The following is a 22,090-nucleotide window of genomic DNA, read 5'->3' as shown; positions in this document are numbered from 1 at the left end:
GCCATGACGCGCGCCGCCCCTCTCCCCCACCACGAGCGTGAGCTGGCCACGGGGAGCGGCGCGCTCCCCGTGGCCAAAGTCATCGACCGCGCGGTGGCCCTCGCCTGCCAGGCGGTGATCCTGCTCACCGGGATCGCCCTGCTGGCGATCCTCACGGCGAATGTCGTCGCCCGCTACGTCCTGGAGAGCGGCGGCTTCCGCTTCGCTCAGGAACTCCCCGAGCGCCTGTTCCCGTGGTTCATCATGGCCGGCGTGGCGCTCGCTGTTCAGAAGGGCGGCCACATGGCGGTCGAGTCCGTCCTATCCCGCCTGAACCGGAACGGGGCCCGCATCATGCTCCTCGTCGGCCACGCCATCATCATCGCGTCCTATGCCGTCTTGGCCTGGGAGGCGCTGGGCGTCGCCGACATCGTGTCCATCGAGACCAGCCCCGTGCTCGGCCTGTCGAGCAGCTACAGCTACTACGCGCTGGCGCTGGGCTGCATCGCGGTCATCCTGACCACCTTCGCGCTGGCCCTGCGGGTCGCCGTCATCGGCCCCGAGGCCATGCCGACCCCGGATCCCGAGGAGACGGGCCTATGAGCATCGTTCTCGTCATCGCCTTCACGATCCTGATGCTGCTGGCGATCCCCGTAGGGCACGCTCTGGTGATCGCCGCCGGCGCAACGCTCGCCTGGCAGGGCGAGCTGCCCCTGATGATCGTCGCGCAGCAGATGTACCAGCAGACGCAATCCTTCCCGATGCTGGCCCTGCCGTTCTTCATGATGGCCGGCAGCCTGATGCTCGGCGGCAAGCTGGGGCACGAGCTTCTGACCTTCGCCACCAAGTCGATGCAGCGCTGGCGCGGCGGCCCGCTCTCCACCACGGTCGTCGCTTCCGTGGTGTTCGGCGGCGTCTCCGGCAGCGCGGTCGCCAATGCCAGCGCGCTGGGCTCGGTGCTGATCCCCTGGCAGAAGAAGCAGGGCTACCCGGCCGGGCTGTGCGCGGCCAACAACGCCACCTCGGCGGTGATCGACATCCTCATCCCGCCGTCGATCCCACTCATCCTCTACTCGCTCGTGAGCGGCGTCAGCATCGCGGATCTGTTCACCGCGGGCATTCTGCCCGGCATCCTGATGGCCGGCGGCTTCGTCCTGACCTGCAGCTGGATCGCACGGCGGCGCGGCATCCACTCGGAGGATCCGGCCGTCGGCCGGATGGAGCTTCTCAAGCTGGCGGTGCTGAGCGGCCCTGCCCTCCTGATGCCGATCCTGATCCTGCTCGGATTGCGCTTCGGCATCGCCACGCCGACGGAGATCTCCGTCCTGGCCGTGGTCTATGCCCTGGCCTTGAGCGCCGTCTTCTACCGCGACCTCACCTGGAAGCGTTTCTATCACAGCCTGGTCGAGTCCGGCATCGCGACCGGGGTCGTCATGCTGGTGATCATGGGCAGCGCCATCGTGGGCTGGATCCTGACCTTCGACGAGGTTCCGATCCGCTTCGCCGAGTGGGTCACGGCCACGATCAGCAATCCCCTACTGGTGATCCTGGCCATGAACATCCTGCTGCTGATCGTCGGCATGCCGCTCGACCTGCCGCCGGCGATCCTGCTCCTCGGGCCGATCTTCGTGCCCCTGGCGGCGACGATCGGGCTCGATCCGGTGCAGCTCGGCATCATCATGGTGCTCAATCTCGGCATCGGGCTCTACACGCCGCCGATCGGCACGACGCTGTTCATCTCCTCGTCGATCGCACGTTCGTCCCTGGCGGACACGACCCGCGAGCTCTGGCCGTTCTTCGGCGTGGCCATGCTGGTCCTCCTCGCCGTCAGCTACATTCCCGCGCTGACGATTTACTGAAGCGAGAGCATCGTGCGAAACGTGGACCCGGCTTTTCGCGATCACCGACGCTCTCATAGGAGAAGAAGCATCGGACTCGATCCCAAAGGTGGGTCCACTTTTCACGTCCGATGCTCTATAACGGGCGGGACGCTCCCCCCTTGTCGGCACCAAGGCCGGCACAGTACCGATAAGCACGACGCGAGGGATCAGCACACATGACTCGAATTGCATTCGTGGGCCTTGGCGCCATGGGATTGCCGATGGCGTCGAACCTTTTGACGAAAGGGTTTACGGTCACTGGGTTCGACCTGAACGCCGACGCCCTCGCGGCGCTCGAAGGGGCGGGAGGCCGGCGCGCGGGCAGCGCGCGCGAGGCCGCCCAGGATGCCGATGTCCTGATCCTGATGGTGGTGAGCGCCGCCCAGGCCGAGGCCGTGCTGTTCGAGGGCGGCGCCCTGGAGGCTCTGCGCGACGGCGGCGTGGTCGCCCTCATGGCGACGTGCCCTCCCTCGGCCGTGGAATCCATCGAAGCCCGGGTCCGGGCCGCCGGAAGGCGCCTGATCGACGCTCCGGTGTCGGGCGGGGTCGCGGGCGCCAAGGGAGGGACGCTCACCATCATGGCGGCCGGCCCCCGCGACACGTTCGACGGACTAAAAGCCGTTTTCGACGCCATGGGCGACAAGGTCTTCCATGTGGGCGAGCGCCCGGGACAGGGCGCCATGGTCAAGACCGTCAACCAGCTTCTGTGCGGCGTTCACATCGCGGTCGTCGCCGAAGCCTTCGCCCTCGCCTCGAAGGTCGGCGTCGATCTCGACATTCTCCTGCAGATCATGAGCGGGTCGGCCGCCTCGAGCTGGATGCTCAGGGACCGGGGACCGCGCATGCTCCAGGACAAGCCCGAGGTCACCAGCGCGGTCGACATCTTCGTCAAGGACCTGGGCATCGTGCTCGATGCGGGCCGGGACACCAGGGCCGCCCTGCCCCTGGCCGCCGCAGCCCATCAGATGTTCCTCGCCGCCTCGGGACGTGGGGACGGCCATGAGGACGACAGCCAGGTCATCCGCACCTATCTCGCCCTGAACGGCGTTCGATGATCGGCTGCATGAGCGCGCTCGTCGGCCCATCGGATCGGGGGGCGATAGAGGATCCGTGCAGTCGCGCCGACAACACCCAGGATCGCGCTCGACAGGGCCATATCCCCAAACGAGCCTCCCACTTCGAGTGTAGCGCGTTCTACACGGCGATCGACTCGATCTAGAAGGCCGCCCCGACCATGCTCTGTCTCCCGCCATGATCGCCCATGTCGTTCGATAATCGGTCTGCCCGGCATTTGTCAGGATGGAAGCTCCCCGGATGGGCCGCATTAACGTATGAGAAGCTTGGCTTTTCGTGCGACCACTTGTCCGGGTTGCGGCATGCGGCAGGGAACACGCCGTGTGCCGGAGTTGTTCGAAGCATCCGGGTTTCTTCTCTCACAGGAACTGGAACAAGTTGCCAAGCCCATTGTTGGTAGCGGGTTGCAGCTCAGTCAACTTGTTGACGTGAGCAGGAACATTCCGGCTGTCTTCAGCCGGCCCGCTTCTTTCAATGTCCGAGCCGATCCGGCTAACCCCTCCTTAGTGCAGGGTTGGAGCGTTCGTCCGTATGATCTCACCTGATAACGCTTCTCCTTTTGGAAGCTTCTTCCTCGGCGGTTTCGAGTGTTCAAGCCATCGGCGCTGGGACGGCCGACGACTCGATCTTCTCGCCAGCACCGATCATGATCGGCTCGCGGCCAAGGATTACGAACTTCTCTCCGAGCACGGCATTCATGCGGCGCGCGACGGATTGCGGTGGCACCTCATCGAAACGGCGCCCGGCCGCTACGACTGGAGCAGCTTCCTGCCAATGCTGCGGGCTGCGGAAGGCACCGGGACGCACATCATCTGGGATCTGTGCCATTACGGCTACCCCGATGACCTGGACATCTGGTCGCCGGCCTTCATCGACCGCTTCGCGCGCTTCGCGTCTGCGGCAGCCCGGCTGATCAAGGAGGAGAGCCGGCAGGTGCCGGTCTACTGTCCCGTCAACGAAATTTCCTACTGGGCGTGGGCGGGGGGCGAGGTCGGCCGCTTCAACCCTTGCGGTCATGGCCGGGGTGCCGAGCTCAAACGCCAGCTCGTGCGTGCGACGATCGCCGCCATAGCGGCGATCCGGGCCGTCGATCCGAGGGCGCGCTTCATCACGGCGGAACCGCTGATCAATGTAGAAGCGGGCCTCGGAGACGACGAGCACGTCAGAAGCGCGCAGGTCTATCAGCAGTCCCAGTTCGAAGCGCTCGACATCCTCTGCGGCGCGAAGGAGCCCGAGCTCGGTGGAGCACCGGACTGTCTCGATATGGTCGGGCTCAATTATTATCCCGAGAACCAATGGTATCTCGGTGGCTCGACGATCCCTATGGGTCACCACTCCTACCGGCCCCTGCACATCTTGCTGAAAGAGGCCTATCTGCGTTATCGGCGCCCGCTCCTGATCGCCGAGACCGGCGCCGAAGGATGCGGCCGGTCGTCCTGGTTTCACTATGTCTGCTCCGAAGTGCATGCCGCCATGGATGTGGGCGTGCCGGTCACGGGTATATGCCTTTACCCGGTCGCGGACTATCCGGGCTGGGATAATGGACGGAACTGCAGCGTCGGTCTGCTGACCACCGCGGACTCGCAGGGCTGCCGCACGGTGTTCCCACGGCTTGCCCGCGAGCTCCACCAGCAACAGGCCCTGTTCGCCGCTTTCGACGGAGGCGAGGACGCGCCCGTGCCCTCCGTCGCGGCGGAGTAGGATCGATGTGGCGTGAGGACAATCCCTTGATCAGCCTTGGGCGCAGCCGGTCCAAGGCTGGCGCGGCCCATCATGCGCCCCCGATCCTGGCGCCGTCCACCTTCCTTCAGGGTCCGTACCGGTTCGTTCTTCACTACATCGTCGGCCGTCCATGGCAGTTCGGCGCCTTGCTTCTGACGGTCGTCGCAGCGGCAGGCTGCGCGGTTGCCGTGCAATATGTCATGAAGCTCCTCGTAGACGGGATGGCGGGGCCGCGCGAGGCGAGCGCAGCGGTCTGGTCAGCTCTCGTCCTGTTCGTGACCCTCATCGCCTGCGAGAGCATCCTGTGGCGCATCACGGCCTGGCTCGTCTGCCGCACAACCCTTAGCGTCGGCGTGGACATGCGCCTCGACCTGTTCGGATTCCTGAACGGGCAGCCCATGCGCTACTTCACGGATAATCTCGCCGGCTCGCTCGGGCAGCGGCTGACCGCGACCGCCGGAAATTTCGGCGCGCTGACGAACACCGTCGCGTGGCGCATCCTGCCGCCTTGCATCGAGTTCGTCGGCGCTCTGATCGTGTTCCTGACGGTGGACTGGCGCATGATGATCGTTCTCGCCGTGTTCGTCACGGCGGTGACGGGAGGGCTCATCTGGTTCGGCGAGCGCGGACGGCCGCTGCATCGGACCTATGCGGGCCACGCCGGCACCGTGGCGGGCGACCTCGTGGACGTCATCACCAATATGTGGGCGGTGAAGTCCTTCTCGGCTCGCACCCGCGAGGCGCAGCGCCTCGCTCGGGGGTTCCGCGAGGAGGCTCGCGCGCAAGGCCGCAGCTGGCTCTATCTCGAGAAGGCGCGCGCACTGCACGACGTTGCCCTGTGCGCCATGGCCGGGAGCATGCTGTCCTGGGCGGTGTACCTTTGGAGTCTCGGCGACATCACCCCGGGCGACGTGGTCGTCGTGTCGGCTCTGACTTTCCGCATTCTCAACAGCTCCAGGGACCTCGCCCTCTCGCTCGTCGAGACGACGCAGTTTGTGGGCTACATCGAGGACACGCTGCGGGTGATCGCGCAACCGCAATCCGTCGTCGACGCCCCTGACGCCAGACCCCTTGCTCCTCGTGGCGGAACGGTGGAATTCCGGGATGTGAGCTTCTCCTACGGTGATACGAGGTCCGACACCGTGCACCGACTGAACCTGCTGATTCCCGCGGGTCAGAAAATCGGGATCGTCGGGCCGTCGGGGGCCGGCAAGTCCACGTTGATCCATCTGCTGCAGCGATTGTACGATGTGCAGTCCGGAGAAATCCTGATCGATGGGCAGCATCTCACGGAGGTCGGCCAGGACTCACTTCGCGCAGCCTTGGCCGTGGTACCTCAGGAGATCACGCTCTTCCACCGGACTCTGATGGAGAACATCCGCTTCGCCCGTCCGGAGGCCGGCGACGAGGAGGTCTACGCGGCCGCCCGCGCGGCCTGCTGCGACGGCTTCATCCGGGCGACCCCGGACGGCTACGACACGCTCGTCGGCGAGCGGGGCATGAAGCTGTCGGGCGGCCAGCGCCAGCGCATCGGCATCGCACGCGCGTTCCTGAAGGATGCCCCGATCATCATCCTGGACGAGGCGACCTCGGCGCTGGACACCGAATCCGAAATGGAGATCCAGCGCTCCCTCGTGCGGCTCATGCGCGGCCGGACCGTGATCGCGGTCGCCCATCGACTCTCCACGCTGACGGCCTTCGATCGCATCATCGTGGTCAAGGGCGGCGAGATCGTCGAGGACGGAACCGCCGCGGAGCTGCGCGAGCGCGGCGGCCTGTTCGACACCATGTGGCGTCTCCAGGCGGAGGGCCTGTCTGTGGACGAAGCGGCCGAGACCGTGCCCTAGCGCATCGGACGGAAAAGTGGACTCGGTTTTCGCTTGCGCGGCCCGCTGGGTCCGCCTCGTCCGATGCGCCGGTCAAGAGAGGGAGCCTCGGATGAACCCCAAAAGTGGTGTCCACTTTTGGTCCGAGGCTCTAGCGGCCATGCGCTGCCCTGAACGGCGTGCGGTAGCCGGCCGCGCACGTCCCTTGCTTCCCACACACGTCATGGCCGGGCCTGTCCCGGCCATCCCGCTCGTGTTGAGCGCGACCGCTTCCGGATCGGGATCACCGGGACGAGCCCGGTGATGACGTGGGAGGGTGAAGCACCCGCCTCGCCCCAACTCTCCCCGTCACGGTCGGACGTATCCCGGCGACCTCGACTGTAGTGAGCGCGCCGTCCCGCGCCCCTCCCGATCGCGCGCCCGCCTAACCTCGGACTGACCGCCCCTTCATGCCTATTGACGACGATCCTTTGCTCACTCACTATGTCATAACTAAAGCAAATAATCCATAATTATAGAGGAAGAGGGTGACCATGAGGATCAGGGAAGCTTTGTTGTCCGGCCTGGCGATCGTCGTATCGGGCCCGGTTCTGGCTCAGACGGGTGGCGTCATCAACGTGGCGACGATCGGCGAGCCGCCGACGCTCGACCCCATGGTGTCGACGGCGGACCTGGTCGGCATCGTCACCCAGCACTTCTTCGAGACGCTGTTCACCTTCGACAAGGACTGGAAGGTCACGCCGCTTCTCGCAGCCTCGCTTCCCGAGGTCACCGACGGCGGCAAGGTCTACACGATCAAGCTGCGGGACGGCGTCACATTCCACGACGGCTCGGACATGACGTCGGACGACGTCGTCGCCTCGCTCAAGCGCTGGATGGACCAGGCCTCGCGCGGCAAGCAGGTGGCCGCCAACGTGGACAAGCTCGAGGCCGTCGATCCGTCGACGGTTCGCATCACCCTGAAGACGCCCTACGCGCCCCTCCTGGCGCTCCTGTCCTTCAACAACTCCGCGGCCGTGATCATGCCGTCGGAGAAGATGGACGTGCCCATGAAGGACCCGGTCGGCACCGGTCCCTACAAGCTCAAGGAGCGCAAGCCCGACCAGTACATCCAGCTCGTGCGCAACGAAGCTTACAAGCCGCTCGACGGCGCCGGCAACGGCTATGGCGGCGCGCGCAAGCCGATCCTCGACGAGATCCGCTTCGTGCCGGTGCCGGATCCCAACACCCGCGTCGAGGGCGCGATCTCCGGACAGTTCGACTACGTGGATTCGATCCCGGTCGAATCCTACGACCGCATCAAGAACATCCAGACCTCCAAGCCCGTCATCCTCAAGCCGTTCGGCTGGCCGGTCTTCGTGATGAACACGAAGCAGGGCGTGATGGCCAACACGGACGCCCGCATGGCGGTGCGCCTGTCGCTCAGCATGGAGGACATGCTGGCCGCGGCCTTCGGCAATCCGGAGTTCTACTCCCTCGACGGAGCCATGTATCCCAAGGGTTATGTGTGGAACACGGATGCGGGCGTCGAGGGCCGGTACAACGTGGCCGATCCGGACAAGGCCAAGGCGCTCCTGAAGAAGGCGAGCTACGGCGGCGCGCCGCTGCGCATCCTCACCAGCCGCCAGTACGAGTTCCACTACAAGATGGCCCAGGTGGCGGCCGAGTACCTGAAGCAGGCCGGCTTCACGGTCGACCTGCAGGTGGTCGACTGGGCGACCCTCACCCAGCGGCGCGGCGACCCGGCCCTGTGGGACATCTACATCACCCACAGCCCGTTCCTGCCGGAGCCCGCGCTCATCGGCCAGCTCTCCGAGAGCTCGCCCGGCTGGTGGTCGAGCCCCGCCCGCAAGAAGGCCGTCGACGCCTTCAACACCGAGAGCGACGCGGCCAAGCGCCCTGCCCTGTGGGCCGAGGTCCAGAAGGTCATCTACGACGAGACCCCGAGCATCAAGATCGGCGACTTCAACGCCCTCTCGGCGCAGTCGCCCAAGCTCGAGGGCGTGGTGCCCGCGCCGTGGCCCTACTTCTGGAACGTCTCGGTCAAGAAGTAAGAGCCGGCAAGCCGGGGAGCGCACCCGCGCTCCCCGTTCATTCCTCAACGCAGATCGACGCATGAGCCGCTACATCCTTCAACGCCTCCTCGGCATGCTGGCCGTGATGTTCGTGGTCGTCACGATCGTGTTCATCATCGTGCGCATCGCGCCCGGCGATCCGGCCGCCGTCATGCTCGGCCCCGACGCGACGGCCCAGGACGTGGCGAGCCTGCGCGCCCGCCTCGGCCTCGACCGGCCGCTCATCGTCCAGTACGGCATCTTCTTCGGGCAGCTGCTCCGGGGCGATCTCGGCGAATCGATCTTCCTGAACCGCCCGGTCCTGACGGCCCTGGCGGAACGGGCCGAGCCGACCTTCTTCCTCACCCTGTTCTCCATCCTCATCGCGGGCCTGATCGCGATTCCCGTGGGGATCCTGTCGGCCTATTGGCGCGGCTCCCTGTTCGACCAGGTCGCCACCACGCTCGCCATGCTGGCGGCGTCGGTCCCGAGCTTCTGGCTCGGCCTGCTGCTGATCCAGTTCTTCGCCGTGCGCCTCGGCCTGTTCCCGGTCTCCGGCTACGGCGGTCCCGGGGCCGGACTGTTCACGCGGCTGTCGCATCTCGTCCTTCCCGCCCTGTCCCTCGGCATCGTGTCGTCGGCCCTGATCCTGCGCTTCACGCGCGCCAGCATGCTCGACGTGCTCAACGACGACTACGTGCGCACCGCCCGCTCCAAGGGCATGGGCGAGGTCCGGGTCGTCATGAAGCACGCCTTCAAGAACGCCCTCATCCCGGTCCTGACCGTGATCGGCCTGACGGCGGCGCTCCTCGTGTCGGGCGCCGTGGTGACCGAGACGGTGTTCGGCCTTCCTGGCGTCGGCAATCTCGTGGTCTCGGCCGTGCTGCGGCGCGACTACCCGGTCATCCAGGGGGCGCTCCTGATCGTGGCGGCGCTCTACGTGCTCATCAACTTCCTGATCGACATGCTCTACCTGCTCGTCGACCCGCGGGTACGCTACTGATGGCCGCCGTCGGTTCCCCGGCCATCGCCGAGGCGAGCTTCGTCTCGCGCCTGGTGACCCGCAAGACCGTCATGATCGGTCTCCTGATCCTCGTCGTGGTCGCCGCGCTGGCCATCCTGGCGCCGTGGATCGCCCCCTATTCGCCGAGCCGCCTCTCTGTGGTGAACCGGCTCAAGCCGCCGAGCGGGATCTACTGGTTCGGGACCGACGAGTTCGGCCGCGACGTGTTCAGCCGCACGATCTATGCGGGCCGGCTCTCGCTGCTCGTCGGCGCCTCGGTGGTGGCCTTCGCGGCCGTCTTCGGCGTGACGCTCGGCCTCGTGGCGGGCTTCTTCCGCCGCCTCGACACGCCGATCGCCCGCATCATCGACGCCATGATGGCCTTCCCGGACATCCTGCTCGCCATCGCGCTCGTGGCGGCGCTGGGCCCGTCCCTGGTCACCGTCATCGTGGCGCTCGGGATCGTCTACACGCCGCGCCTCGCCCGCATCGTGCGCGCCTCCACGCTGGTCATCCGCGAACTGCCCTACGTGGAGGCCGCCCGCGCCCTCGGCGTGCCGACCTGGCGCATCATGTCCCGGCACGTGCTGCGCAACCTGGTCTCGCCCATCCTCGTGCAGGGCACCTTCATCTTCGCCTACGCCATGCTGGCCGAGGCCGGCCTGTCGTTCCTGGGCCTCGGCGTGAGCCCCGAGATCCCCACCTGGGGCACCATGATCGCGGCCGGGCGCCAGTATATCGGACAGGCCGACTGGATGACCCTGTTTCCCGGCATCGCGATCATCCTGTCGGTGCTCTCGCTTCAGATGGTCGGCGACGGATTCCGGGACCTCCTCGATCCGCGCCTGAGAAAGGATCTTTGATCGATGACATTTCAAGACGACTCGTCCCCCCTGTTCATCGCCGGCGCGAAGCCGGTCGGCTTCGGCCGCGGGGTTCCCCAGGAGGCGACCGACATCCTGATCGGCGGCGACGGACGGATCGCCGGCGTCGGCCATTCCCTTCAGGCGCCGGACGGCGCCCGCCGCATCGACGCCAAGGGCGCCTTCGTGTCGCCCGGCTGGGTCGACCTCCACGCCCATGTCTGGCACGGCGGCACCGACATCTCGATCAAGCCGCAGGTCTGCGGCATCGAGCGCGGCGTCACGACCATCGTGGATGCCGGCTCGGCCGGCGAGGCCAATTTCCACGGCTTCCGCGAGTACATCATCGAGCCGGCCCGGGAACGCATCAAGGCCTTCCTGAACATCGGGTCGATCGGCCTCGTGGCGTGCAACCGCGTGAGCGAGCTCATCGACATGCGGTCCATCGACATCGACCGCACCATCGCGTGCGTCGAGGCCAACCGGGACATCATCATCGGCATCAAGGTGCGGGCGAGCGGCGTCATCGTGGGCGCCTGGGGCATCACGCCCGTCAAGATCGCCAAGAAGGTGGCCAAGATCCTCAAGCTGCCGCTGATGGTGCATGTGGGCGAGCCGCCCCCGGTCTTCGACGAGGTGCTCGAGGTCCTGGGCCCGGGCGACGTGGTGACCCACTGCTTCAACGGCAAGGCGGCGGCGAACATCATGGAGGACGAGGACCTGTTCCAGCTGGCGCAGCGCTGCGCCAACGACGGCATCCGCCTCGACGTGGGCCATGGCGGCGCGTCCTTCTCGTTCAAGGTGGCCGAACTCGCGGTCCAGCGCGGCCTCCTGCCCTTCTCGATCTCCACCGACCTGCACGCCCGCTCCCTCGACAACCCGGTCTGGGACATGGGCACGACCATGTCGAAGCTGCTGTCCGTCGGCATGCCGTTCGAGGCCGTCATCGACGCCTCGACCCGGGCCCCGATGGAGGTGATCGGCCTTCCGACCGGGAACCTGCTGTCGCCCGGCACCCGGGCCGAGTTCACATTGTTCGAGGTCAACGACAGCGATCTGAGGATCGTCGATTCCATGGGCTACAATGCGCACCTGCCACGCCTGATCGAACCCGTCTGGACGATCCTCGGGCACGAGGCCGTCAAGGCGAGCCGCTATGTCCCGCCGCGCCAATCCGCCCTGGAGAGCTCGGCGTGCCCGCATTGCGGATGGATCAACGCCCGATGACGGAGCTTCCCGACGATACCGTGCTCAGGGTCTCGGACCTGCGCACTCACTTCGAACTCGGCAGCCGGGTCGCCAAGTCGGTCGATGGCGTGAGCTTCGACGTGAGGCGCGGCGAGACCCTCGCGGTCGTCGGGGAATCCGGTTCGGGGAAATCCGTCACCAGCCTGTCGATCATGCGGCTTCTGTCGTCGCCCGGCCGGATCGTGGGCGGCAATATCCTGTACCGCACGAGCCAGGGTCAGGTCATCGACATCGCGACGCTTCCGGAGCGCAAGATGCGGGCGGTCCGCGGCCGGGAGCTCGCCATGATCTTCCAGGAGCCGATGACGAGCCTCAACCCGCTCTACACGGTCGGCGACCAGATCGTCGAGATGATCCGGCTCCACGAGCCGCTCTCGACGGCCGACGCCCGCCGGCGCGCCAGGCGGATGCTGGAGCTCGTCGAGATCCCGGCGGCCGACCGCAGGCTCGACGAGTATCCGCACCAGATGTCGGGCGGCATGCGCCAGCGCGTCATGATCGCGCTCGCCCTCTCGTGCAATCCGAACCTCCTGATCGCCGACGAGCCGACCACGGCCCTCGACGTGACCATCCAGGCGCAGATCCTCGATCTGCTCCGCAGGCTGCAGCGCGAGATCGGCATGAGCATCCTGTTCATCACGCACAATCTCGGCGTGGTGGCGGAGATCGCCCATGACGTGGTGGTGATGTATACCGGCCGCGTGGTCGAGAAGAGCCCGGTGGCGAGCCTTTTCGCGCACCAGAAGCATCCCTACACGCGCGGCCTCCTGGCCTGCATCCCGAACGCCTCGCGCGACCGCGGCGGCGCCGGCGAGCGGCTGCGCCTCAACCCGATCCCGGGCAACGTGCCGCCCGTGACGGCGCTTCCCCCGGGATGCAGCTTCGCGCCGCGCTGCTCCTACCGCATCCCGCAATGCGACGAGGCGCCCCCGCTCATGGCGGCGGGCCCGTCCCATCTGAGCCGGTGCTGGAGGCACGAGGCCCTATGACCGGCGAAACCCTCTTGAGCGTCCAGGGGCTCACCAAGCAGTTCCAGACTCGCAACGGGACCGTCAAGGCGGTCGACGGCGTCAGCTTCGACGTGAAGCGCGGGACGATCGTCGGCCTCGTGGGCGAATCCGGATCGGGCAAGACGACGGCCGGCCGCTGCACGCTCCGCCTCGTCGAGCCCAACGACGGCAGGATCGTGTTCGACGGCGTCGATCTGCGCACCCTGTCCGAGCGCGAGATGCGGGCCTATCGCAGCAGGCTCCAGATCATCTTCCAGGACCCCTATTCGAGCCTCAATCCGCGCCTCCGGGTCGACCAGATCATCGGCGAAGCCCTCGACATCCACCGGCCCGTCCGCGGTAGCGCGCGGCGCGACAGGATCGCCGAACTTCTGCACCGCGTGGGTCTCAACCCGGATGCGGCGCGGCGCTATCCGCACGAGTTCTCGGGCGGCCAGCGCCAGCGCATCGGCATCGCCCGCGCCCTGGCGGTGGAGCCCGACTTCATCGTGGCGGACGAGCCGGTCTCCGCCCTCGACGTGTCGGTGCAGGCCCAGGTCCTCAACCTGATCCAGGATCTGCAGCAGGATTTCGGCCTGACGATGCTCTTCATCGCGCACGACCTGTCGGTGGTGGAGTACCTCTGCGACGAGGTCGTGGTGATGTATCTCGGGCGGGTCATGGAGCGCGGGCCGAGCCGCGAGATCTACGCGATGCCGCGCCATCCCTACACCCAGGCGCTGCTCTCGGCCGCTCCGTTGCCGGATCCGGCGGCCGACCGCCGGCGGATCGTCCTGAAGGGCGACATTCCGAGCCCCCTCGATCCCCCGTCCGGCTGCGTGTTCCGCACCCGCTGCCGCTATGCGGTCGAGGCCTGCGCCGAGATCGTCCCGCCTTTGGAGGACGTCGGCTCCAACCATCACGTCGCCTGCATCCGCCACGGCGATCCTGAAGTGATTTCCCAAGGACTGACATTGTGAACCAAGTTCAAGATCTGACCGCGTCGAATCCTTACGAGCGCCTGAAGGAACTGGGCATCGCGCTGCCCAAGGCTCCGAACCCGATCGCGAATTTCGTCACGCATGTCCAGGAAGGCAATCTCCTGTTCCTGTCGGGCCAGGGGCCGCAGGAGGCCAACGGCTATCTCCATACCGGCAAGGTCGGCCTCGACGTCGGCGCGGACGAGGCCTATGAGCACGCCAGGCTGACGGGCATCAACCTCCTCGCCGTCATGCAGGACGCGCTGGGCGACCTGTCGCGGGTCAAGCGCGTGGTGAAGCTCCTCGGCATGGTGAACGCGGCGCCCGATTTCGGCGAGCACCCGAAGGTCATCAACGGATGCTCCGATCTCATGATGGCCGTGTTCGGAGAGGCCGGGCGCCACGCCCGTTCGGCCGTGGGCTTCGGGTCCCTGCCGAACAACATCACGGTCGAGATCGAAGCCATCGTCGCGATCGAGGCATGAGGCTCCCCTGCATGCCGCGCTCAGCGCCAGCCCAGCGTCGCCTCGATCCTCTCGGCCGCCTTGCGCACGGCGTTGGTGTAGCGGTCCCGGTCCTGCACGACCCGGTGCTCGGGCAGCACGATGGAGATCGTCGCGACGCACTCCCCCGACGGCTGGCAGATCGGCGAGGCGATGCAGGCGACGGAGAAGTCCGACTCGTTGATCTGGATCGACAGGCGCTCGCGCAGGGCCGCCGCCGAGGCGTCGGACAGGGCCTCAGGGTTGGTGTTGGCGCGCCCCGTGGGCGAGACCTTCGAGGCGTGGCGGAAGACGTCGAGCCGCTCCCTGTCGGGAAGGTGACCGAGGAGAAGCCGTCCCGAAGCCGTCCAGTTCAGGGGCACCCGCGAGCCGACCTTGGACGTGACGCGGAAATGCCCGGGACCGTCCGCCATGGCCATGACGACCATATGGTCCCCGTCCCGGCCGCAGATCTGGATGGTTTCCTCCACCTCCCGGCACAGGTCCTGCATCTCGTGCGTGGCGACGTTCAGAAAATCGAGGGATTCCGCGTAGGCCAGGCCGTAGTGATACAGGCGCGGCCCGAGCCAGACCGTGCCGTCGCTGCGCCGCTGCAGGAGCCGCTTCTCGACCAGATCCTCGATGATCACATAGACCGTCGAGAGCGGGGCTCCCACCGCCTTGGCGACCGCATAGGCGCCGGCGGGCTTCATCTCGGCCTGCAGGAAGTCGAGAATCTGCAGCGCCCGGTCGATGCCGCTGACGCGGGCGCCGCGGCTTCGCTTCTCGGGTGCGGCGGCGTTCGCCGCTTCAGGAAACTTGGTGTCCACTGGATCTTCTCCCGGATCGTGGGAAATTGCGGCCCACCTTCACGACCGGCAGCCCCCTTCGTCATACTTCCTCAGTAATGGAATATACCCCATTCCCACAACATAAAAAATCGAGACATTGAGCCCCATGACCCAGACAGACATCCGCCCCGAGCTCGGCCTACGCCCCATCATCAACGTGTCGGGCACCATGACGTCCCTCGGGGCCTCCATCGTCGTGCCGGAAGCGGTCGCGGCCGTCTCCGCGATCCTTCCGCAATTCGTCGAGATCGGCGACCTGCAGAAGAAGGCGAGCCGCGTGATCGCGCGTCTCTGCGGCACCGAAGCCGGCTTCGTCACGGCCTCGTGCTCGGCCGCGATCACGCTTGCCGTCGCGGGCGCCATGACCGGCTGCGACCTGGCCGCCGTCGAGCGGCTCCCCGACACGCAGGGGCTCAGGAACGAAGTGCTGCTGATGACCGGCCACATGGTCAGCTACGGGGCGCCCGTCGAGCAGGGCATCCGCCTCGCGGGCGCGAAGGTCGTTCCGGTCGGCCAGGCGACCTCGGCCTACGGCTATCAGCTCGACGGCGCCATCAGCGAGCGGACCGCCGCGGCCGTCTACGTGATCTCGCACCACACGGTGCAGTACGGCCTGATCCCGCTGAAGGAATTCGTCGAGATCTGCCATGCCCGGGGCGTGCCCGTGATCGTCGACGCGGCGTCCGAATACGACCTGAAGGGGTTCCTGGCCGCCGGGGCCGACATCGCGCTCTACTCCTCCCACAAGTTCCTCGGCGGCCTGACCGGCGGCATCGTGGCCGGCCGCACCGAGCTCGTGCGCGCCACCTACATGCAGAACATGGGCATCGGCCGGGGCATGAAGGTCGGCAAGGAGGGCATTCTCGGCACCATCGCGGCCCTCGAAGCCTGGGAGACGCGCGACCATGCGGGCATCCGCGAGCGCGAGACGCGCTATCTGGAGCTCTGGGAACAGACCCTTGCCGGGCGCCCGGGCGTGACGCCGATCCGCGAGGCCGACCCGACCAACAACCCCCTCGACCGCCTGAAGGTCGCCATCGAGCCCAAGGGCGCGCACATCACCGCCTGGGACCTCGCCGACGCGCTGGCCTCGGGGCGCACGCCCATCATCGTCCGCGACCACGAGGTCGAGCACGGCTATTTCTACCTCGACCCGTGCAACCTTCATCCGGGCCAGGAGAAAGTGGTGGCCGAACGTCTCGTCGAGGAGCTGGAGAAGGCCCGCCGGTCCAACGAGATCATCGCGACGCCTCTCGAAGGCCGTCGCAACCGCTCCTCGCAGGCCATCCTGCGCTGGCCCGACTGATCGCGCGGAATGATCGAACCGGCAGCCTCCCGCCCGTGTCCGGGCTCGCGGCCCCGGAGGGCGGCGGCGTTTCACGGCGGCCGGATGACGGACTTGCCCTGTCTCCACGTCATGGCCGGCCCAAGGCCGGCCATGACATGGGGAGGGTATGATCGCCGGGCTTGTCCCGGTGAACGCGATCGGAAGACCGCCGAGCGCATCCTGCGGGCGAAAGCGGGCCACGCGAGTGGCCCGAACGATGCGCCGCTTCAAGATGTGAGCATCGGACGTGGGAAGTGGGAACCGGTTTTGCGTGAAAAGATGCTCGCATCCCGGTTCAGCCGCGCACGGACTGGAGGACCCCGCTCGCGTATCGTACTCATTCCGATGCTTCGGAGACCGGCCCAGCGGGCTTCAGGCGGCCGGCCGGGTGAAGTGGTTCGGTCCGACCTCGATCACGCGATCCTGCCGATGTCGCGCCTCTCGGCGGATGGCCTCCACGACGCCCGGATCCAGCCGTGAACCCGGATCGTCGAAACGGACCTCCGGGTCGGGCACGGCCGACAGGAGAAGGCGCGTATAGGGATGCTGCGGGTGGGCGAGCACCCGGTGGACATCGCCCCATTCGACGATCTGGCCGGCATACATCACGAGGATGTCCTCGGCCACGTAGCGGGCCGTCGCCAGGTCGTGGGTGATGTAGAGCAGCGCGACCCCGAGGTCCCGCTTCATCTCGTTGAGCAGGTTCAGGACGCCCAGGCGCACGGACACGTCCAGCATCGAGGTGGGCTCGTCGGCGACGATCACCCGGGCGCCCATGGCCAGGGTCCGGGCGATGGCGACGCGCTGGCGCTGTCCGCCCGAGAGCTCATGCGGGTGCTTGCGCGTGACGGCGCCGGGATCGAGCTCCACGCGGCGCAGCAGATCGGCAATGGTGTCATCCACCGCCCTGCCCTTGAGATGCGGCCGGCCGAGCGCGAGGGGACGGCGGAGGATGAAGTCCACCGTGTGGGCCGGATTGAGCGACGCGAAGGGGTCCTGAAAGATCATCTGGACGGCACGCCGGTACTCCTTGAGGCCGACCGCCCCGGCGTCGTTCAGGTCCTTTCCGCGAAACAGGATCCGTCCACCGTCCGGCCGATACTCGCGCATGACGAGACGGGCGCAGGTGGTCTTGCCGCTGCCGGATTCGCCCACCAGCGCGACGGTCCGGCCGGGATGGAGCGCGAACGAGACGTCGTGCGCGGCCCACACGGCCTTCTCGCCGTGGCCGAAGCTCTTGCTGACCCGCTCCAGTGCGATGATCGGCTCCTGGTCCATCACATCGATGCCCTTTCCAACTTGACCGGATCGCCATGCAGCGACGGGAACGACGCCCAGAGCTGCTTCGTATAATCGTGCTGGGGCCGGTGATGGATCTGCTCGGCCGGGCCCTGCTCGACCAGCTTTCCGCGCAGCATGATGCCGATCCGGTCGCAGAACTGCACCATCAGGCCGAGATCGTGGGTGATGAACAGAACCGAGAACCCGCGGCTGCGGCGCAACTCGTCGATCCGCTGCAGGATCTCGCGCTGGACGACCACGTCGAGGGCGGTCGTCGGCTCGTCCATGACCACGAGCTTCGGGTCGAGCGCCATGCAGATGGCGATGACGATGCGCTGGCGCATGCCGCCCGAGAACTGATGCGGGTAGTCGCGCATGCGCTCGGGCGGAATGTCGACGAGCCTCAGCATCTCGGCCGCGCGCTCCCGCGACTGCGCCTTCGAAGAGCCGCGATGCCGCTTCAGCAGGTCGTGGAACTGCGCCTCCACCCTCAGGACCGGATTGAGGGAGTTCATGGCGCTCTGGAACACCATGGCGACCTTGTTCCAGCGGAACTGCCTCAGGGCCCGGTCGTCGAGGTCGAGCACGTCCTGCCCCTCGAAGAGGATCCGGCCCTGGCGGATGAGCGCGGGCGGCTTGTGCAGGCGGTTGATCGCATAGGCGATCGTGCTCTTGCCGCAACCGGATTCGCCCGCGAGGCCGAAGACCTCCCCGGGGGCGATGTCGAAGCTGACATCGTCGACCGCCCGGAAATCGCCCTGCTGGCCGATATAGTCGATGGTGAGGTTCTGCACCGAGAGCAGGGAACTGGCGGTCATAGACGGCCCTCCCCGCGCCGCATGAGCAGGGACCAGCGCGACAGGGTATTGCCCGTGCGCAAGCGCGGGTTGGCGATCTCGTCGACGGCGAAGTTCAGGAGCGACAGGCCGGCCCCGAGCGCGATGAGGGCGAAGCACGGGCTGAGGATGTCCCACCAGGCGCCCACCTGCAGGGCGGAGGCGTTCTGCGCGTTGAACAGCATCATGCCCCAGGAGACCGTCTTTGGATCGCCGAGCCCGAGGAACTCGAGGGTCGCTTCCGTGATGACCGCGAAGATCACGCTGCCCACGAAGTTGATCCCCACGATGGAGATCACGTTCGGGAAAATCTCGTACAGCATGATGCGCCAGGAGGGCTCGCCCAGCATCTCGGCCGATTTCACGAAGTCCTTCTGCTTCACCGACAGGGTCTCGGCCCGCGTGACGCGGGCGCCCCAGGCCCAGGACGTGGCCCCGAGGATCAGCGCGATCACCCAGGGGCTCGCCTGCCCGATGAACGCCGCGAGCACCAGGAGCAGCGGCAGGTTCGGCACCACCAGCACCATGTTGGTGAAGAAGCTGATCACCTCGTCGGTGCGCCCGCCGCGATATCCCGCCACGATGCCGAGGATGGTTCCGACCGCCGTGATCAGCAGGCCGGCCCCGAAGCCGACGGCGAGGGACGTGCGGGCCCCGTACAGGAGACGGGCGAACACGTCCTGGCCGATGCGCGTCGTGCCCAGCCAGTGGTCCCAGCTCGGCGGCTGATGAGGCCGGCCCACCCGCCGGGTCGGATCGTACTCGGTCAGCCAGGGCGCCGCGATCGCCAGCGCCACGATGACGGCCACGATGACGAGCCCGGCCAGAGCCTTCCTGTTGTGCGCGACGCTTCGCAGAACCGCCCCCATGTCAGGCCCTCCGCAGCCGCGGATCGAGCAGCACGTAGCTGACGTCCACGATGAAGTTCGCCGTGAGCATGGCCAGCGTCATGATCAGCAGCTGGCCCTGGATCACCGGATAATCCCGCGCCAGGATCGCCTGATACAGGGTGTTGCCGAGCCCCGGATAGTTGAACACGACCTCCGTCACGAGGGAGCCGCCGAGCACGGTCCCGATGGCGATGGCGAGGCTGCTCACCGTGGGCAGAAGCGCGTTGCGCGCCGCATACCAGAACATCACGCGCCGGTCCGACAGGCCCTTGGCCCGGGCCATGACGATGTAGTCCTCACCCAGCAGATTGATCATGTTGTTGCGCATGGTCACGAGAAAGCCGCCCGTGAGCACGACCGACAGGGTCAGGACCGGCAGGATCCCGTGCCGGACGACGCTGGAAACATAGGGCCACGAGAAGGCCGGATCGAGCGCCGGGTCGGCCGCGTAGCCGGTCGGGAACCAGTTGAGCTCGAAGCCGAAGACGAACAGGGCCACCAGCGACAGGACCATGGCGGGCATGGACGTCGCCATGATGGCGCCGACCGAGAAGACCACGTCGAAGGTGCTCCCGCGCCTCCAGGCCGCCATGATGCCCAGGACCGTGCCCAGGGTGAAGCTGATGAGCGTCGCGGTTCCCATGAGTCCGACCGTCCAGACGAGGGCGCGGCCGAGGAGCTCCGTCACCGGCAGAGGGAAATACTTGATGGACCGGCCGAGATCGCCGGTGAAGACGCTGTGCAGGTAGGCCAGGTATTGCTGCCAGAGCGGCCCCTCGACGAAGCCGAAGGTGAGCTTCAGGGCTTCGAGATTGTCGGCCGAGAGATCGCTGCCCGCGCTCGAGAACATGATCTCGACCGGGTTGCCGGGCATCAGCCGGGGCAGGAAGAAATTGACGGTCGCGGCGGCCAGAAAGGCCGCGAGGTAGAACCCCAGGCGCCTGAAGAGAAAAGCCATCGATACCTCAAGGCGGGGAAGCGGCGGGCCACTTCCCCGATCGTTGGACTACTGCGCCGGCTTGAGCGCCAGGAGATGGAGCAGACGTGCCGGGTTCTGGCGCGAGATCGTCGGATTGACGAACGGGTTCTCGCCGCTGGCCCAGCCCGTGAATCGCTTGGTGTTGTACTGGTACCACGTGGCGCTGTTGTAGACCGGGAAGACCGGAAGGTTCTCCGCGACGATCCGCTGGGCGCTGGTCATGACGGACTTCTGCTGCGCCTGATCGGGCGTCTGGGCGAACTTCGCCAGAAGGCCTTCGAGCTCGTCGTTGAACCAGCGCTGCGCCGTGAAGCGGGTCTTGCCGGCGTCCGACCGGGTGAAGGCGCGCTGATACAGGTAATAGGGCGAGGCCGCGACCGAGATGCTGTTGATGGCGGCATCGAAGGATCCGCTGATCAGGTTCTGCGACCAGACCGCCTCCTCGGGCGTTCCCATGCTGGCATTGATGCCGGCCTCGCGCATCCCCTCGATGGCGATCTGCACCGTGTCGATCCAGTCGCTCCAGGAATTCGGCACGATGATGTTGAAGGCGATCGGCGTCCCGTCCGGGTTGTCGCGGAAGCCGTCCTTGTTCTTGTCGACGTAACCTGCCTTGTCGAGAAGCGCCTTGGCGCCGTCCAGGTCAAAGGTCGTGTACTTGCCGAACTCGGCCTTCACCTTGGGGTCGAGCCACATCTTGTAGACGTCCCCGAAGGCGGTCGGGTCCTCGTTCAGGGTCGGGTAGCCGTAGCCCGCCACGTCGACCATGGCCTTGCGGTCCAGCGTCATGCTGACCGCGCGGCGGAAGTCGAGGTCCTTGAAGGCCTTGCGGTTGTTCTCGTTGGACGTCTCCTGGTTGAACAGGAACTCCACCATGCTGCCGGCCACGTACCAGTATTTGTGATGCTGCGGGTCCTTGGCGACGAACGTCTTCTCCACGTCGGGCAGGAAGGCCACGCCCCAATCGAGCTGTCCGCCCGCGGAGGCCGCCAGGATCTGGTTGTTGTCGGCAAGCTGCGGGAAGCGCATGCAGTCGACGGACAGATGCGCGGCATCCCAGTAATGCGGGTTGCGGCACTGGTCGTAGGTCTGCGGGGTGAACCGCGTCACCTCGGTCATCGGGCCGCTGCCGACCGGGTTCTCGTTGGCGAAGGTGACCGGCTCGGCGATGCCCTTCCAGACATGCTCGGGCACGATCGGCAGCGCGATGAGGCGGTCGACCGCCAAGGCGCTCGGCTGGCGGAGGGTGAAGCGCACGGTCTGCTTGTCGACCTGCTCGACGCCGCCGATGAACTGCCAGATCGACACGAAGTCGAGTGCCGGATACTGCTTGATGTAGTTGTAGGTGAAGACCACGTCGGAGGCGGTCAGCGGCTGCCCGTCCGACCATTTCAGGCCGTCGCGCAGCTTGAACTCGATGCTCTTCAGATCCTCGGCGAGCTTGTAGCTCTCGGCGAGACGGTAGTTCGGCTTGTTGTCGTCGAGCCGGTTGAAGACGATCAGCGGCTCATAGATGAAGTCGAGGGTGCTCTGCCGCGCCGAGGTCTGGTTGAACGGGTTGAAGTTGCGCACCCAGGTCGTGGCGGGCTCGATATTGACCGTGAGCACGGACTGGGCGGCGGCGGGCAGCGTCAGGGCGCCCAGCATGGTCATGGCCAGAAGCGCGGAAGATGGTTTCATTGCAGGTCCCTCTTTTTTTCTAGGACGGCAAAGCCGGCTGTCTGGTAGAGTGTAGTGGTGGGGGTCTTCTGTACCTGATGGGAGGTGCGGGATGACCAGACTCTCAGGGCGCCAGCCGCCGGAGCGCGAGCGGGTGCTGCGGCCCG

At 66.7% G+C, this 22,090-nt stretch carries 19 protein-coding genes; 13 read left to right on the top strand and 6 right to left on the bottom strand.

Going from position 1 to position 22,090, the window contains the following annotated elements:
* The first annotated feature begins 3 nt into the window (after nucleotides 1-3).
* From OCW50_RS05450 to OCW50_RS05395, 12 genes are all read left to right on the top strand, one after another.
* Nucleotides 4-582, top strand: coding sequence for a TRAP transporter small permease (locus OCW50_RS05450; RefSeq protein ID WP_262296723.1), 579 nt, complete (start codon nucleotides 4-6; stop codon nucleotides 580-582).
* Complete coding sequence (locus tag OCW50_RS05445; protein WP_262296722.1) at nucleotides 579-1,838, top strand: TRAP transporter large permease; 1,260 nt, start codon at nucleotides 579-581, stop codon at nucleotides 1,836-1,838. The genes OCW50_RS05450 and OCW50_RS05445 overlap by 4 nt, the downstream gene beginning before the upstream one ends.
* A 197-nt stretch (nucleotides 1,839-2,035) precedes the next feature.
* Nucleotides 2,036-2,914 (top strand): NAD(P)-dependent oxidoreductase, encoded by an 879-nt coding sequence (locus tag OCW50_RS05440; protein WP_262296721.1) that lies wholly within the window; start codon nucleotides 2,036-2,038, stop codon nucleotides 2,912-2,914.
* Nucleotides 2,915-3,464: 550 nt separating this feature from the next.
* Nucleotides 3,465-4,634: a beta-glucosidase gene (locus OCW50_RS05435; RefSeq protein WP_262296720.1), complete on the top strand. Its 1,170-nt coding sequence runs from the start codon at nucleotides 3,465-3,467 to the stop codon at nucleotides 4,632-4,634.
* Nucleotides 4,635-4,660: 26 nt separating this feature from the next.
* A complete protein-coding gene (locus tag OCW50_RS05430; RefSeq protein WP_262296719.1) occupies nucleotides 4,661-6,502 on the top strand; it encodes an ABC transporter ATP-binding protein in 1,842 nt (613 codons plus the stop codon).
* 512 nt (nucleotides 6,503-7,014) lie between these two features.
* Nucleotides 7,015-8,535 carry an ABC transporter substrate-binding protein gene (locus tag OCW50_RS05425; RefSeq protein ID WP_262296718.1) on the top strand — a complete coding sequence of 507 codons (1,521 nt, stop codon included), beginning with the start codon at nucleotides 7,015-7,017 and terminating at the stop codon, nucleotides 8,533-8,535.
* Nucleotides 8,536-8,596: 61 nt separating this feature from the next.
* The gene (locus OCW50_RS05420; protein WP_262273164.1) at nucleotides 8,597-9,538 is read left to right on the top strand and encodes an ABC transporter permease; all 942 of its coding nucleotides are present in this window, start codon (nucleotides 8,597-8,599) and stop codon (nucleotides 9,536-9,538) included.
* Nucleotides 9,538-10,401 carry an ABC transporter permease gene (locus OCW50_RS05415; RefSeq protein WP_262296717.1) on the top strand — a complete coding sequence of 288 codons (864 nt, stop codon included), beginning with the start codon at nucleotides 9,538-9,540 and terminating at the stop codon, nucleotides 10,399-10,401. Before OCW50_RS05420 ends, OCW50_RS05415 begins: the two co-directional genes overlap by 1 nt.
* 3 nt (nucleotides 10,402-10,404) lie before the next feature.
* Entirely contained in the window at nucleotides 10,405-11,628 is a 1,224-nt protein-coding gene (locus OCW50_RS05410) for an amidohydrolase/deacetylase family metallohydrolase (protein WP_262296716.1), read from the top strand.
* Entirely contained in the window at nucleotides 11,625-12,638 is a 1,014-nt protein-coding gene (locus OCW50_RS05405) for an ABC transporter ATP-binding protein (protein WP_262296715.1), read from the top strand. Before OCW50_RS05410 ends, OCW50_RS05405 begins: the two co-directional genes overlap by 4 nt.
* Entirely contained in the window at nucleotides 12,635-13,618 is a 984-nt protein-coding gene (locus OCW50_RS05400) for an ABC transporter ATP-binding protein (RefSeq protein ID WP_262273168.1), read from the top strand. The genes OCW50_RS05405 and OCW50_RS05400 overlap by 4 nt, the downstream gene beginning before the upstream one ends.
* Entirely contained in the window at nucleotides 13,615-14,103 is a 489-nt protein-coding gene (locus OCW50_RS05395; protein ID WP_262273169.1) for a RidA family protein, read from the top strand. The genes OCW50_RS05400 and OCW50_RS05395 overlap by 4 nt, the downstream gene beginning before the upstream one ends.
* 20 nt (nucleotides 14,104-14,123) lie before the next feature.
* Here OCW50_RS05395 and OCW50_RS05390 read toward each other — a convergent pair whose 3' ends face one another.
* A complete protein-coding gene (locus OCW50_RS05390) occupies nucleotides 14,124-14,930 on the bottom strand; it encodes an IclR family transcriptional regulator (RefSeq protein ID WP_262273170.1) in 807 nt (268 codons plus the stop codon).
* A gap of 127 nt (nucleotides 14,931-15,057) precedes the next feature.
* On the opposite strand from OCW50_RS05390, the gene OCW50_RS05385 reads away from it, so the two are divergent.
* On the top strand, nucleotides 15,058-16,257 hold the full coding sequence (locus OCW50_RS05385) for an aminotransferase class V-fold PLP-dependent enzyme (protein ID WP_262296714.1): 1,200 nt from the start codon (nucleotides 15,058-15,060) through the stop codon (nucleotides 16,255-16,257).
* A gap of 393 nt (nucleotides 16,258-16,650) precedes the next feature.
* On the opposite strand, the gene OCW50_RS05380 is transcribed toward OCW50_RS05385, so the two are convergent.
* From OCW50_RS05380 to OCW50_RS05360, 5 genes are read right to left on the bottom strand one after another with little or no spacing between them, the layout of a single operon-like run.
* On the bottom strand, nucleotides 16,651-17,556 hold the full coding sequence (locus OCW50_RS05380; protein WP_262296713.1) for an ABC transporter ATP-binding protein: 906 nt from the start codon (nucleotides 17,554-17,556) through the stop codon (nucleotides 16,651-16,653).
* On the bottom strand, nucleotides 17,556-18,377 hold the full coding sequence (locus tag OCW50_RS05375; protein ID WP_262296712.1) for an ABC transporter ATP-binding protein: 822 nt from the start codon (nucleotides 18,375-18,377) through the stop codon (nucleotides 17,556-17,558). The genes OCW50_RS05380 and OCW50_RS05375 overlap by 1 nt, the downstream gene beginning before the upstream one ends.
* Nucleotides 18,374-19,264, bottom strand: a complete 891-nt coding sequence (locus OCW50_RS05370) for an ABC transporter permease (RefSeq protein ID WP_373371311.1) — start codon at nucleotides 19,262-19,264, stop codon at nucleotides 18,374-18,376. The genes OCW50_RS05375 and OCW50_RS05370 overlap by 4 nt, the downstream gene beginning before the upstream one ends.
* Nucleotide 19,265: 1 nt before the next feature.
* Nucleotides 19,266-20,243 (bottom strand): ABC transporter permease, encoded by a 978-nt coding sequence (locus tag OCW50_RS05365; protein ID WP_262296711.1) that lies wholly within the window; start codon nucleotides 20,241-20,243, stop codon nucleotides 19,266-19,268.
* Nucleotides 20,244-20,291: 48 nt separating this feature from the next.
* Nucleotides 20,292-21,944: an ABC transporter substrate-binding protein gene (locus tag OCW50_RS05360; protein WP_373371310.1), complete on the bottom strand. Its 1,653-nt coding sequence runs from the start codon at nucleotides 21,942-21,944 to the stop codon at nucleotides 20,292-20,294.
* Between the last annotated feature and the right edge of the window lie 146 nt (nucleotides 21,945-22,090).

It is taken from the genome of Microvirga sesbaniae, assembly GCF_025460805.1.
GTDB classification, from domain to species: Bacteria; Pseudomonadota; Alphaproteobacteria; order Rhizobiales; family Beijerinckiaceae; genus Microvirga; species Microvirga sesbaniae.
This window is presented reverse-complemented; position numbering and strand designations above follow the sequence as displayed.

What these genes read in the sequence shown, in the direction of transcription:
- OCW50_RS05450 (WP_262296723.1), top strand. Translation starts at nt 4, where the DNA reads ATGACGCGCGCCGCCCCTCTCCCCCACCACGAGCGTGAGCTGGCCACG.
- OCW50_RS05445 (WP_262296722.1), top strand. Translation starts at nt 579, where the DNA reads ATGAGCATCGTTCTCGTCATCGCCTTCACGATCCTGATGCTGCTGGCG.
- OCW50_RS05440 (WP_262296721.1), top strand. Translation starts at nt 2,036, where the DNA reads ATGACTCGAATTGCATTCGTGGGCCTTGGCGCCATGGGATTGCCGATG.
- OCW50_RS05435 (WP_262296720.1), top strand. Translation starts at nt 3,465, where the DNA reads ATGATCTCACCTGATAACGCTTCTCCTTTTGGAAGCTTCTTCCTCGGC.
- OCW50_RS05425 (WP_262296718.1), top strand. Translation starts at nt 7,015, where the DNA reads ATGAGGATCAGGGAAGCTTTGTTGTCCGGCCTGGCGATCGTCGTATCG.
- OCW50_RS05420 (WP_262273164.1), top strand. Translation starts at nt 8,597, where the DNA reads ATGAGCCGCTACATCCTTCAACGCCTCCTCGGCATGCTGGCCGTGATG.
- OCW50_RS05415 (WP_262296717.1), top strand. Translation starts at nt 9,538, where the DNA reads ATGGCCGCCGTCGGTTCCCCGGCCATCGCCGAGGCGAGCTTCGTCTCG.
- OCW50_RS05410 (WP_262296716.1), top strand. Translation starts at nt 10,405, where the DNA reads ATGACATTTCAAGACGACTCGTCCCCCCTGTTCATCGCCGGCGCGAAG.
- OCW50_RS05405 (WP_262296715.1), top strand. Translation starts at nt 11,625, where the DNA reads ATGACGGAGCTTCCCGACGATACCGTGCTCAGGGTCTCGGACCTGCGC.
- OCW50_RS05400 (WP_262273168.1), top strand. Translation starts at nt 12,635, where the DNA reads ATGACCGGCGAAACCCTCTTGAGCGTCCAGGGGCTCACCAAGCAGTTC.
- OCW50_RS05385 (WP_262296714.1), top strand. Translation starts at nt 15,058, where the DNA reads ATGACCCAGACAGACATCCGCCCCGAGCTCGGCCTACGCCCCATCATC.
- OCW50_RS05380 (WP_262296713.1), bottom strand. Translation starts at nt 17,556, where the DNA reads ATGGACCAGGAGCCGATCATCGCACTGGAGCGGGTCAGCAAGAGCTTC.
- OCW50_RS05375 (WP_262296712.1), bottom strand. Translation starts at nt 18,377, where the DNA reads ATGACCGCCAGTTCCCTGCTCTCGGTGCAGAACCTCACCATCGACTAT.
- OCW50_RS05370 (WP_373371311.1), bottom strand. Translation starts at nt 19,264, where the DNA reads ATGGGGGCGGTTCTGCGAAGCGTCGCGCACAACAGGAAGGCTCTGGCC.
- OCW50_RS05365 (WP_262296711.1), bottom strand. Translation starts at nt 20,243, where the DNA reads ATGGCTTTTCTCTTCAGGCGCCTGGGGTTCTACCTCGCGGCCTTTCTG.
- OCW50_RS05360 (WP_373371310.1), bottom strand. Translation starts at nt 21,944, where the DNA reads ATGAAACCATCTTCCGCGCTTCTGGCCATGACCATGCTGGGCGCCCTG.